This is a genomic window from Azospirillum sp. TSH100, assembly GCF_004923295.1.
Lineage (GTDB): Bacteria > Pseudomonadota > Alphaproteobacteria > Azospirillales > Azospirillaceae > Azospirillum.
Genome location: NZ_CP039634.1, coordinates 1,176,717 through 1,188,808, shown reverse-complemented (window position 1 = coordinate 1,188,808; position 12,092 = coordinate 1,176,717). Strand labels below are relative to the sequence as shown.

9 protein-coding genes are annotated in these 12,092 nt (G+C 67.8%); 3 read left to right on the top strand and 6 right to left on the bottom strand.

The window, feature by feature from the left end; all coding sequences use genetic code 11:
- Positions 1-75 precede the first annotated feature (75 nt).
- Entirely contained in the window at positions 76-735 is a 660-nt protein-coding gene (locus E6C72_RS05660; RefSeq protein WP_136700671.1) for a pseudouridine synthase, read from the top strand.
- Here the strand turns inward: E6C72_RS05660 and E6C72_RS05655 are convergent.
- The 6 genes from E6C72_RS05655 to E6C72_RS05630 form a co-directional block, all read right to left on the bottom strand.
- Positions 677-2,497: an acyl-CoA dehydrogenase family protein gene (locus tag E6C72_RS05655; protein ID WP_109865259.1), complete on the bottom strand. Its 1,821-nt coding sequence runs from the start codon at positions 2,495-2,497 to the stop codon at positions 677-679. The two genes, E6C72_RS05660 and E6C72_RS05655, sit on opposite strands and share 59 nt — an antisense overlap.
- A 37-nt stretch (positions 2,498-2,534) precedes the next feature.
- Entirely contained in the window at positions 2,535-3,461 is a 927-nt protein-coding gene (locus tag E6C72_RS05650) for an electron transfer flavoprotein subunit alpha/FixB family protein (RefSeq protein ID WP_136700669.1), read from the bottom strand.
- Positions 3,462-3,513: 52 nt separating this feature from the next.
- Complete coding sequence (locus tag E6C72_RS05645) at positions 3,514-4,263, bottom strand: electron transfer flavoprotein subunit beta/FixA family protein (RefSeq protein WP_136700667.1); 750 nt, start codon at positions 4,261-4,263, stop codon at positions 3,514-3,516.
- A gap of 145 nt (positions 4,264-4,408) precedes the next feature.
- On the bottom strand, positions 4,409-6,061 hold the full coding sequence (locus E6C72_RS05640; protein WP_109444220.1) for an acyl-CoA synthetase: 1,653 nt from the start codon (positions 6,059-6,061) through the stop codon (positions 4,409-4,411).
- Between the two features lie 188 nt (positions 6,062-6,249).
- Positions 6,250-6,972, bottom strand: coding sequence for a response regulator transcription factor (locus E6C72_RS05635; RefSeq protein ID WP_109444221.1), 723 nt, complete (start codon positions 6,970-6,972; stop codon positions 6,250-6,252).
- A 66-nt stretch (positions 6,973-7,038) separates the two neighbouring features.
- Positions 7,039-9,840, bottom strand: a complete 2,802-nt coding sequence (locus E6C72_RS05630) for a cache domain-containing protein (RefSeq protein ID WP_109444222.1) — start codon at positions 9,838-9,840, stop codon at positions 7,039-7,041.
- A gap of 232 nt (positions 9,841-10,072) precedes the next feature.
- Here E6C72_RS05630 and E6C72_RS05625 point away from each other — a divergent pair, with 232 nt between their 5' ends.
- The gene (locus E6C72_RS05625) at positions 10,073-10,396 is read left to right on the top strand and encodes a DUF485 domain-containing protein (protein WP_109444223.1); all 324 of its coding nucleotides are present in this window, start codon (positions 10,073-10,075) and stop codon (positions 10,394-10,396) included.
- Positions 10,393-12,075 (top strand): cation acetate symporter, encoded by a 1,683-nt coding sequence (locus E6C72_RS05620; RefSeq protein WP_109444224.1) that lies wholly within the window; start codon positions 10,393-10,395, stop codon positions 12,073-12,075. The genes E6C72_RS05625 and E6C72_RS05620 overlap by 4 nt, the downstream gene beginning before the upstream one ends.
- Positions 12,076-12,092 lie beyond the last annotated feature (17 nt).

The window sequence follows — 12,092 nt, the reverse complement described above, 5'->3', positions numbered from 1 at the left end:
GCTATGTAGGTGAGTGTTTGGGGCGCGAACGATAGCGCCTTTCCGAAACTCCGCAATCCGCAAGGACGCATGCCCGTGCCGCGCCTGATCCTGCTGAACAAGCCCTATGGCGTGCTGCCGCAATTCACCGACGACCAGGGCCGCGCGACCCTGGCGGAACTGGTGCCGGTAAAGGGCGTCTATGCCGCCGGCCGGCTCGACCGCGACAGCGAGGGGCTGCTGGCGCTCAGCGACGACGGCCCGCTGATCGCCCGCATCGCCGCGCCCGCCAACAAGATGCCGAAAACCTATTGGGTGCAGGTGGAGGGCGTGCCGACCGACGAGGCGCTGGAGGCGCTGCGCCGCGGCGTGACGCTGAAGGACGGCCCCACCCTGCCGGCCGAGGTGCGGCGGATGGAGGAGCCGGAATCGCTGTGGCCGCGCGATCCGCCGGTGCGCTACCGCGCCGCCATCCCGACCAGTTGGATCGCGCTGACCATCCGCGAGGGGCGCAACCGGCAGGTCCGCCGCATGACGGCGGCGGTCGGCTTCCCAACCCTGCGGCTGATCCGCTGGTCGATCGGCGACTGGACCCTGGACGGGCTGGCGCCGGGGCAGTGGCGGGAGGTCCCCCAACCGCCCGCGACTCCCTCGACTGGGGCAAAGCCCCCGGCACCAACCGGCAAGCGCGGCCCGGTCAAGCCGCGCCGAACAGCTGCTCCTCGCTCAGCGCCATCACGCTCGCGGAGCCGGTGACGACGGTCGCCCGCAGCGCCGCCGCTTTCGGCAGCACATGGGTGGCGTAGAAGCGGGCGGTCAGCGGCTTGGCCGACAGGAAGGCGGTGTCGGCATCGCCCGCCGCCAGCCGCTCCACCGCCACCTTGGCGGCGCGGGCAAGCTGCCAGCCGCCGGCGACCACGCCCATCAGTTCCAGCAGCGTCACCGACGCGGCGGCCGGCAGGCGGGCATCCTCCTTCGCTGCGGTCAGCACCCAGGCCACCGCCTGCTTGGCCTCACGGACGGCGCCGACCAGTTCCGACCCGGTGACACGCAGCGCCTCGTCAGCATCGCCGGACAGCTCGCCGCCCAGCGCCGCGATCTCGTCAAGCAGCCCGTTGGCCGTCGCCCCTCCGTCGCGCAGGATCTTGCGGTTGATCAGGTCGTTGGCCTGGATGGCGGTCGTGCCCTCGTAGATCGTGGTGATGCGGGCGTCGCGCAGATGCTGGGCGGCCCCCGTCTCCTCGATGAAGCCCATGCCGCCATGGACCTGCACGCCGTCCGACGCCAGCTGCTGGCCGGTCTCGGTGCACCAGCCCTTGGCGATCGGGGTCAGAAGATCGACCAGCAGGCCGGCCCGGCCCCGCGCGCCCTCGTCGGCATGATGGTGCGCCACGTCGACCGCGGCGGCGGCGGTGTAGAGGATGCCGCGCATCGCCTCGATCCGCGCCTTCATGCCCATCAGCAGGCGGCGGACGTCGGGATGGTTGACGATGCCCTTCGACTGCCCCTCGCTCCAGCCCAGCGGCTTGCCCTGCACACGATCACGGGCATAGGCCAAAGCCTGCTGATAGGCGCGCTCGGCGATCGACAGGCCCTGCATGGCGACGTTCAGCCGGGCATGGTTCATCATGGTGAACATGTATTCCAGGCCGCGGTTCGGCTCGCCCACCAGGAAGCCGGTCGCCCCGCCCTCGTCGCCGAAGGACAGCACGGCGGTCGGGCTGCCGTGGATGCCCAGCTTGTGCTCCAGCGACACGCATTTCACCTGATTGCGGGCGCCCAGGCTGCCGTCGGCGTTGACCAGGAATTTCGGCACGACGAACAGGCTGATGCCCTTCACGCCCGGAGGCGCATCGGGCAGGCGGGCCAGCACCAGATGGACGATGTTCTCCGTCAGGTCATGGTCGCCGTAGGTGATGAAGATCTTCTGGCCGGTGACGAGGTAATGGTCACCGTTCGGCACCGCACGCGACCGCGTCGCGGCGAGGTCGCTGCCCGCCTGCGGCTCGGTGATGTTCATGGTGCCGGTCCATTCGCCCGAGATCATCCGGGGCAGGTAGATGTCCTTCAGCGCGTCGGAGCCATAGAGCTGCACCGCGTTCACCGCCCCCTGGGTCAGCATCGGGCAGAGCGCGAAGGCCATGTTGGCCGAATGCCACATCTCCTGCACCGCAGTGTTCAGCAGGTTGGGCAACCCCATGCCGCCGCGCGCGGGATCGAAGGGCAGCCCGTTCCAGCCGCCCTCCACCAGCGCCTGCCACGCTGTCCCCCAGCCCTCCGCTGTGCGGGCGATACCGTCGGCGCCGAGCTTGGCCCCCTGTATGTCGCCGATGCGGTTCAGCGGAGCCAGGACGTTCTCGGCAATCTTCGCCGCCTCGCCCAGGATGCTGTCCACCATGTCGGGGCTGGCATCTTCGAAACCGGGCAGAGCCGCCACGTCGGCCATACCGGCGAGGTGGTCGAGGACGAAGCGGATCTCTTTCAGCGGCGGGGTGTAGGGGATCACGGCAGCGGTCATGGGGGGACCTCTTCGGAAGACGGAGGGGGAACGGGGATCAGACGGCCTGCTGGAGGTCCGGCAGGGCCTTGAACAGGTCGGCGACGAGGCCGTAGTCGGCGACCTGGAAGATCGGCGCCTCCTCGTCCTTGTTGATGGCGACGATGATCTTGCTGTCCTTCATGCCGGCCAGATGCTGGATGGCACCCGAGATGCCGACAGCGACATAGAGGTCCGGCGCCACGATCTTGCCGGTCTGGCCGACCTGATAGTCGTTCGGCACGAAACCGGCATCGACGGCGGCGCGGCTGGCGCCAACCGCAGCCCCCAGCTTGTCAGCGATCGCCTCCAGCAGGTGGAAGTTGTCGCCGGACTGCATGCCGCGACCGCCGGAAATGACGATGCGGGCCGAGGTCAGCTCCGGCCGCTCCGACTTCGACAGCTCGGCCGAGACGAAGCTCGACAGGGCCGGGTCGGCAACGGCGGCGACGCTCTCCACCGCGGCGCTGCCGGTTGCGGCGGCGGCCTCGAAGGCGGTGGTGCGGACGGTGATGACCTTCACCGCATCGGCCGACTGCACGGTGGCGATGGCGTTGCCGGCGTAGATCGGCCGCTCGAAGCTGTCGGCGGAGACCACCGCGGTGATGTCGGAGATCATCGCCACGTCGAGCAGGGCGGCGACACGCGGCAGCACGTTCTTGCCGGCAGAAGTGGCGGCGGCGAGGAGGTGGCTGTAGGCCGGGGCGAGCGAGACCAGCAGGGCCGCGACCGGCTCGGCCAGGGCATGCTCGTAGGCGGCATCGTCGGCGAGAAGCACCTTGGCGACGCCGGCCAGCCTGGCGGCCTGCTCCGCGGCCGGGGCGGCGTTGCGGCCAGCGACGAGGATGTGGACGTCGCCGCCGAGCTTGGCGGCGGCGGTGACCGCGTTGGCGGTGGCGGGCTTGAGGCTGGCGTTGTCGTGGTCGGCAAGGATCAGGATGGGCATGGGGGCTTCCTCTGTCGGGCGGGGGGGGCGAGCGCGGGCACAGGGCCGGCGCTCAGATCACCCGCGCCTCGTTCTTCAGCTTGTCGACCAGGGTGGCGACGTCCGGCACCTTGATGCCGGCCTGACGCTTGGCCGGCTCGGCGACCTTCAGCGTCTTCAGGCGCGGGGCGACGTCGACGCCAAGCACCTCCGGCGTCACGGTCTCCAGCGGCTTCTTCTTCGCCTTCATGATGTTCGGCAGCGAGGCATAGCGCGGCTCGTTCAGGCGCAGGTCGGCGGTGACCACCGCCGGCAGCTTCAGCTCAACGGTCTCCAGCCCGCCGTCGATCTCGCGGGTGACGGCGACCGTGCCGTCGCCGGCGGCGATCTTCGAGGCGAAGGTGCCCTGGCCCCAGCCCAGCAGCGCGGCGAGCATCTGGCCGGTCTGGTTGCAGTCGTCGTCGATCGCCTGCTTGCCGAGGATGACGAGGCCGGGGGCCTCCTTCTCGACCAGGGCCTTCAGCACCTTGGCGACGGCCAGCGGCTCGGTCTGCACGTCGGTCTGCACCAGGATGGCGCGGTCGGCACCCATGGCGAGAGCGGTGCGCAGGGTCTCCTGCGCCTGCGCCGGGCCGATGGAGACAACGACGATCTCGGTCGCGGCACCAGCTTCCTTCAAGCGCACGGCTTCCTCGACGGCGATCTCGTCGAACGGGTTCATCGAGAACTTCACGTTGGCGGTCTCGACTCCGGACTGGTCGGTCTTCACCCGGATCTTGACGTTGTAGTCGACGACGCGCTTGACGGCGCAGAGGATCTTCATGGCGCGGGTCCCTTTGAAAATGGGCGGCGTGCAGGCATGGCGGAGCGTTGCCCCCCTCTCCTTTCCCGTTGAGCGGAGGGAGGAGAGGGGGCGCTTGCGCCGAAATGCGGGAGAGGAGAGAGGAGGACGGCTAACGCCCCGCCCCTTACAGCCCTTCGGTCTGCTTGCGCAGGACGTATTTCTGGATCTTGCCCGTCGAGGTCTTCGGCAGCGGGCCGAACACCACAGTCCGCGGGCACTTGAAGTGGGCCATGTGCGACCGGCAGAAGGCGATGATGTCGGCCTCGGTCGCGGTGGCGCCGTCCTTCAGGGTGACGAAGGCACAGGGCGTCTCGCCCCACTTCTCGTCATGGCGGGCGACGACCGCCGCCTCCAGAACCTCGGGATGCTTGTAGAGGACGTCCTCCACCTCGATCGACGAGATGTTCTCGCCGCCGGAGATGATGATGTCCTTCGAGCGGTCCTTGATCTCGACATAGCCGTCCTCATGCCAGACGGCGAGGTCGCCGGTGTGGAACCAGCCGCCGGCGAAGGCCTCCTCGGTCGCCTTGGGGTTCTTGAGATACCCCTTCATGACGTTGTTGCCGCGCATCATGATCTCGCCCATCGTGCGGCCGTCCTTCGGCACCGGCTCCAGCGTGAAAGGATCGGCGACGATCACCGCCTCCAGCATCGGGCCGCGCACGCCCTGGCGCGCCTTGATCGCCGCCTTCTCGTCCAGCGACAGGCTGTCCCAACGGTCGTGCCAGACGCAGACGACGGTCGGACCATAGCATTCGGTCAGGCCGTAGACATGGGTGACTTCCCAGCCCATGCGCTCCATGCCGGCGATGACGGCGGCGGGCGGCGCGGCGCCGGCGACCATCACCTTCACCTTCTGGTCGATGCCCTGCTTCAGTTCGGCGGGGGCATTGTTCAGCATGTTCAGGACGATGGGGGCACCGCAGAAGTTGGTCACCCGCTCCTCGCGGATCAGCGTCAGCACGGCGTCCGGACGGACCTGACGCAGGCAGACCGCGGTGCCGGCGGTGACCGCGATGGTCCAGGGGAAGCACCAGCCGTTGCAGTGGAACATCGGCAGCGTCCACAGATACACGGGCGCGTCGCCCATGTTCCAGGACAGCGCGTTCGACACCGCGTTCAGATAGGCGCCGCGATGGTGATAGACGACGCCCTTCGGATTGCCGGTGGTGCCGGAAGTGTAGTTCAGCGCGATGGCCTGCCATTCGTCGGCCGGCGGCGTCCAGGGGTGCTCGGTCCCGACATCGCTGATGAAGGCCTCGTAATCGCGATCGCCGATCAACTCGCCGCCCGTATAGGTCGGGTCGTCGATGTCGACCACCGGGATCGGCGCGTCGAGCAGGGCCAGCGCCTTCTTCGCGACGCCGGAAAACTCGCGGTCGACGATCAGGAGCTTCGCCTCGCCATGCTTCAGGATGAAGGCGATGGCTTCGGCATCCAGGCGGGTGTTGACGGCGTTCAGCACGGCGCCGGCCAGCGGCACGCCGAAATGTGCCTCGAACAGCTCCGGCGTGTTGGCGGCCAGCATGGCGACGGTGTCGCCGGCGCCGATGCCCAGATTGGCCAGTGCCGCGGCCAGACGGCGGACGCGGACGAAGGTCTCCGCCCAGGTCCGGCGGACCGGGCCATGGACGACGGCCAGCCGGTCGGGCCACACGGCGGCGGCACGCTCCAGGAAGGTCAGCGGCGTCAGGGCGACGAAATTGGCGGCGTTGCGGTCGAGGTCGCGTTCGTACGGGTTGGCGCTGGGATGGACTGCGGCGGCAGTTTCACTCATCGGACCGTTCTCCCCAGGGGTTCTTTGTTGCACGCCGGCATTGGGCACGGCGGTGTTGGAAACAGCCTGTAACAGATCAGCTTTGCGCAACTTTCTCAGGATTATGACCAATTGTTATTGAGGTTGTTGCGGCGCAGGCGTGGGGGACGCTCCTTTCACCGCAAATCCCGATCAGCGCAGCCACCCGATCACCGCAACCACGTCACGTCACCGGCGAACAGATAGCCGGCGCCATAGACCGTCTTGATCAGCCGCGGAGCGCGGGGATCCTCCTCGATCTTCTTGCGGATGCGCGACACGCGGACGTCGATGCTGCGGTCATAGGGGAAGTCGTCGCGGTCCTGGTCGGGTCCCTGCAGATGCTCACGCGACAGCACACGCTTGGGCGCCTTCAGCAGCGTCAGCAGAAGCGAGGCCTCCGCCGCGGTCAGGCTCTCCTGCCGGCCGTCGTCGGCGGTCAGCGTCAGGTTGCCCAGATCGAACACCCAGGGGCCGAACCGCGCCCGCGTGGTCTCCGTGGCGGCGGTGGCAGCGGCCAGCTGTTGGCGGCGGCGGATGGCGCTGTTGACGCGGGCGACCAATTCCCGCGGCTCGAACGGCTTCACGATATAGTCGTCGGCGCCAAGTTCCAGCCCCAGCACGCGGTCGGAGGTGCCGCCCCGCCCCGACAGGATGATGACGCCGAAGCGGACATCCTCCCACAGCTCGCGCACCAGGGTCAGCCCGTCCATGTCCGGCAGGCCGAGATCGACGAGGCACAGGTCGGGCGCCTGTCGCTGGATCGCCGCGCGCGCCTCCCGCCCGCTGGCCCAGCCGGTCACCTCATAGCCGTAGCCTTCCAGCACCTCCGTCACCAGCCGGCGGATGTCGGCCTCGTCCTCGATCACATAGATGCGCTTCTTTTGTCCCACGCGCGTTTCCCCCCTCGGCACTCGTCGCCCTGATTTTTTCAGGTGCGTTCTATTTGCCCAACTGTATCAGGCCGGCGCGGGTTCGGCGGCGTGGCCGATGGCCGCCACCAGCTCCCGCTTGTCCCATGGCTTGCGCAGTATGACGGCATCGGCAGGGACGTCGCCATACTCGACCGCGAATCCGCTGACCAGAACGACCCGCATGGCCGGCCGCAGCAGACGCGCGCGCCGCGCCAATTCCACCCCCGACAGGCCGGGCATGACGATGTCGGAAACCAGCAGCGACAGCCCGTCGATCTGCTCCACCAGTTCCGCCGCTTCGTCGCCGCTCGCCGCCTCCACCACCGAGAAGCCGAGATCGACCAGCTGCTGGCGCATCACCTGCCGGACATCGTCGTTGTCCTCCGCCACCAGGGCAAGCTGGCCGGACCAGCCGCCGGGCTGCGGGTCGGCCGCGACTGGATCGGCCTCCTGCAGGCGGGGAACAGGTTCGGCGCGCGGCAGCAGCAGGGTGACGCAGGTCCCCTCCCCCGGCCGGCTGTCGATGCGCAGGTAACCGCGCGACTGCTTGACGAAGCCATAGACCATAGACAGTCCCAGCCCCGAGCCCAGGGCCTTGGTGGTGAAGAAGGGCTCCACCGCGCGGGCCAGCGCCTCCGCCGTGAAACCGGTGCCGGTGTCGGTGACGCGGATTTCCAGATAGTCGTCGGGCTGGACCGGCTCGTCGAAAGACTGGTCGTCCTCCAGCTTGCGGATGCCGACTGCGATGTCGAGCCGCCCGCCACCGGGCATGGCGTCGCGCGCGTTGATGGCGAGGTTGACCAGCGCGTTCTCCAACTGGGTCTGGTCGGCGATGGTCCAGCAATCCCGCCCCTCCTCCGGCACGCCGATGGCGATGGAGCTTGGGAAGGACCGTCGCAGCAGCACCGCCATGTCGCGCAGCAGGCCGCACAGCTCGATCGGCTCTGGCTTCAACGGCTGCTGGCGCGAGAAGGCGAGAAGGCGGGCGGTGATGTCGGCACCGCGCCGGCTGGCGCGCTGGGCCGGCTCCAGATAGGCGTCGAGCCCCTCGATCGCGGCATAGCGCTCGCGGGCCGCCGACAGGTTGCCGATGATGATAGACAGCAGGTTGTTGAAGTCGTGTGCCAAACCGCCGGACAGCTGGCCGACCGCCTTCAGCCGCTGCGCCTCGACCAGCTGGCGTTCGGTCTGCTTCTCGTCGGTGATGTCCAGGGTCAGCACGAACAGGCCGGTGACGGCGCCCTCGCCCGGTCCGCTCTCCCCGCGCCCCTCCCCACGGTGCGGGATCAGCGTGGTCTTGGTCACCACGTCGCGCCCATCGCGCGGGAAGGCGTATTCGAAGGTCACCACCTCCCCCGACAGGCAGCGGTCGAGAGGGGAGTGCAAGGCCGCCATCGCCCGCCGCCCGACGACCGAGGCCAGATCGCGGCCAATGACCTCCGCCTTGTCGCGCCCGACCAGGTCTGCCCAGCGCAGATTGGCGAAGGTCAGCCTTCCGTCACGGTCCAGCCCGGCGATGCAGGCGGGGATTGCGTCCAGGATCACGCGTTGCCGCGTCTCCGCCTCCGCCAGCGCCGCGGTGCGGTCGCGCACCCGGCTGTCCAGCGTGGCGACGGTGTCACGCAATTGCCGGACCATGCCGTCGAAGGCGGAGGCCAGCAGCCCGATCTCGTCGCCGCGGCGGATGCCGCTCTGGGCACCGAGATCGCCGGCCCGCACCTGCACCGCAGTGTCGGCCAACCGGCGCAACGGCCGCACCAACCGCCCAACCGCGATGTAACCCAGCAGGCTGCCCGCCGCCATCAACGCCATGCCGATGGCGAGGATGCGGTTGCCCAGCACCACCGACGACCGCCGCAACTCGTCGACATAGACCGACGAGGCGATGTACCAGTCGAACCCTTCGAAATGCCGGACCCAACTGATCTTCTCATAGGCGTAATTGCCGGGATCGTCGGGCTTGTCCCACAGGTAGGTCAGCGGCTCCCCCTTCGCCGCCGCGACCTTCAGATCCTCGGCGATCGGGTTGCCGGTGGCTGAGTTCAGCCGGTCGCCGAAGGCCGTGCCCTCGATGTTCGAATTCGGGTGGATGATCATCCGGTTCGCCGAATCGAAGATGTAAAGATAGCCGGTGCGGGCGATGCGCAGCTTGCGCAGGGCTTGGCGCAGATCCTCGATGGCCTCGGCCTTGCGCCGCTCCACCTCGGCGTCAACGTCGGCCAGATAGGCGCCGGTGCCGACGATGATGCCGCGCCTGGACAGATCCTTGAAGAAGCTGAGCTTCGGCGCCCGTTCGTCACCGTTCGGCCGCCACCAGGGATAAGTCTGGAACCCCTCCCCCTCGCGCTTGGCGGTGGCGACGATGGTGGGCAGGATGTGGCGGCCCATATTGTCGCGCAGATCGTCCGCCTTCCGTCCCTGATAGTCGGGCGAGGGATGCGACAGGATCACCGAGTCGTAGCCGATGGCCCAGACATAGTCGCCGTTGCCATAGCGGAAGGCATGCAGCCCCTCCATCGCCTCGCGCCGCGCCTGCTCCATCGTGATCTCGCCGCGGTCGGCGCGGGCATAGACATGCTCGATATAGCCGACCGCCAGTTCCAGCACGTCGCGCAGGCGGGTCTTGTAGGAATCGACCGTGGCGACCCGCTGCTCCTCCAGCCCGCCGCGGATGCGGCTGACCAGTTCGAACACGTTGTCGAGGATGGTGCGGCTGGCGTCGCGTTCGATCTCGTAGGCCTTCTCCTCGATGAAGGGGACGGAGAAGACATAGGCCGCCGCGGAGAACAGACCGAGCGAGATCAGGATCGCCGAGAACAGCCGGAGGAACAGGGGCGAACGGATCATTTTCCGGGCAGGGGCGGCAGGATGCGGGGATCAGGGATGTGCGTTCATCATTCCAGCTTCGCCGCTGCGGCTCAACGCGAATCGATGAGATTGTTACCTGAATTGCACTGAAACAATTCGTCATATTTCCGGGAAATTTGCGAAACAGTGTTTTGTTAGCCGGAAGGACATAAGCCCAATCCCATTCGTTTGGGTCAGGGCACCACAAGGACGTCCAGCGTCTGGAGGAAACATGCACTCCCCCGCCAACAATCCCGTCTATGAGAGGGTTCGCCGGAACCCCAAATTCCACGAGCTGGTGCGCCAGCGCAGCCGGCTGGCCCTGGTCCTGTCGGCCGTCGTGCTGGTCGGCTACTACACCTTCATGATGGTGGTCGCCTTCGCACCGGACATTCTGCACAAGCCGATGTCCGACGAGTCGTCGCTGAGCGTCGGCTTCCCGATCGGAGCGGCGATCATCATCCTGTCCTGGCTGCTGACCGGCGTCTATTCCCATTTCGCCAATGGCCGCTTCCAGGACCTGACCGACGAGATCACGCGGGAGACGCTGCAATGACCGCCCACCGGATCCTCCTCTCGGCCAGCGCCGCCATCCTGTTCGCCACCCTGTCCACCATGCCGGCGCTCGCCGCCGGCGATGTCGGGCAGTTGGAAAAGCAGCCGGTCAACCTGTCGGCCATCGGCATGTTCATCGCCTTCGTGCTGATGACGCTGGGCATCACCTACTGGGCGGCCAGCCGCACCCGCTCCACGTCGGACTTCTACACCGCCGGCGGCGGCATCACCGGTTTCCAGAACGGTCTGGCGATCGCCGGCGACTACATGTCGGCCGCGACTCTGCTGGGGCTGTCGAGCCTGGTGTTCGCCAAGGGCTATGACGGCTTCGTCTACACCATCAGCTTCTTCGTCGGCTGGCCGATCATCCTGTTCCTGCTGGCCGAGCGGCTGCGCAACCTCGGCCACTTCACCTTCGCCGACATCGCGTCGTACCGGCTCGACCAGGGCAAGATCCGCACCTTTGCCGCCATCGGCTCGCTGACGGTGGTGTGCTTCTACCTGATCGTCCAGATGGTCGGCGCCGGCCAGCTGATCAAGCTGCTGTTCGGGCTGGACTACAACGTCGCGGTGATCGTGGTTGGCGTGCTGATGGTGGTCTACGTCACCTTCGGCGGCATGATCGCCACCACCTGGGTGCAGATCATCAAGGCGGTGCTGCTGCTCGGCGGCGGCGTGCTGCTGGCCTTCCTGGCGCTGTCGCGCTTCGGCTTCAGCCTGGAGGCCATTGCCAAGAGCGCCATCGCCTCGCACAAGGACGGCGTGAAGATCATGGGTCCGGGCACGCTGCTGGCCGATCCGGTGTCGGCGGTGTCGCTGTCGCTGGGCCTGCTGTTCGGCACCGCCGCCCTGCCGCACATCATGATGCGCTTCTTCACCGTCCCCAACGCGCGCGAGGCCCGCAAGTCGGTCTTCTATGCCTCGGGCTTCATCGGCTTCTTCTTCCTGATCGTCTGTGTGCTGGGCATGGCGGCGATTACCATCGTCGGCACCGATCCGCAGTTCTTCGAGGGCGGCAAGGTCGGCGGCAAGCTGATCGGCGGCGGCAACATGCCGGTGATGCATCTGGCCAAGGCGCTGGGCGGCGACCTGTTCCTGGGCTTCCTGTCGGCGGTCGCCTTCGCCACCATCCTGGCGGTGGTGTCGGGCCTGGCACTCGCCGGTGCCTCCGCCATCGCCCACGACCTCTACGCCCGCGTCATCCGCAAGGGCGAGGCGACGGAGCGCGAGGAGATGCGCGTGTCCAAGATCGCCTCGCTGGTGCTGGGCGTGCTGGCTGTCGTGCTGGGCATCGCCTTCGAGAAGCAGAACGTCGCCTTCCTGGTCGGCCTGACCTTCGGCGTCGCGGCGTCGGTGAACTTCCCTGTGCTGATCCTGTCGATGTACTGGAAGGGCCTGACCACCCGCGGCGCGCTGGCGGGCGGCATCGCCGGCCTGGTCTCCGCAGTCACGCTGGTGATCCTGTCGAACGCCGTGTGGGTCGTGGTGCTGAACAACCCGGCGCCCATCTTCCCCTATGAGCAGCCGGCCCTGTTCTCGATGACGCTGGCCTTCATCGTCACCATCATCGTGTCGAAGCTGGACAGCAGCGCGTCCGCCCGTGCCGAGCGCGAGGCGTTCGAGGACCAGTTCGTCCGCTCCCAGACCGGCATCGGTGCCGCCGCTGCCGCCAAGCACTGATCGCCTGACGGTCCGGC

Bases quoted from the DNA above. Each gene is read 5' to 3' on its own strand.
- E6C72_RS05650 (WP_136700669.1), bottom strand. From the start codon at position 3,461: ATGCCCATCCTGATCCTTGCCGACCACGACAACGCCAGCCTCAAGCCC.
- E6C72_RS05630 (WP_109444222.1), bottom strand. From the start codon at position 9,840: ATGATCCGTTCGCCCCTGTTCCTCCGGCTGTTCTCGGCGATCCTGATC.
- E6C72_RS05640 (WP_109444220.1), bottom strand. From the start codon at position 6,061: ATGAGTGAAACTGCCGCCGCAGTCCATCCCAGCGCCAACCCGTACGAA.
- E6C72_RS05625 (WP_109444223.1), top strand. From the start codon at position 10,073: ATGCACTCCCCCGCCAACAATCCCGTCTATGAGAGGGTTCGCCGGAAC.
- E6C72_RS05620 (WP_109444224.1), top strand. From the start codon at position 10,393: ATGACCGCCCACCGGATCCTCCTCTCGGCCAGCGCCGCCATCCTGTTC.
- E6C72_RS05645 (WP_136700667.1), bottom strand. From the start codon at position 4,263: ATGAAGATCCTCTGCGCCGTCAAGCGCGTCGTCGACTACAACGTCAAG.
- E6C72_RS05655 (WP_109865259.1), bottom strand. From the start codon at position 2,497: ATGACCGCTGCCGTGATCCCCTACACCCCGCCGCTGAAAGAGATCCGC.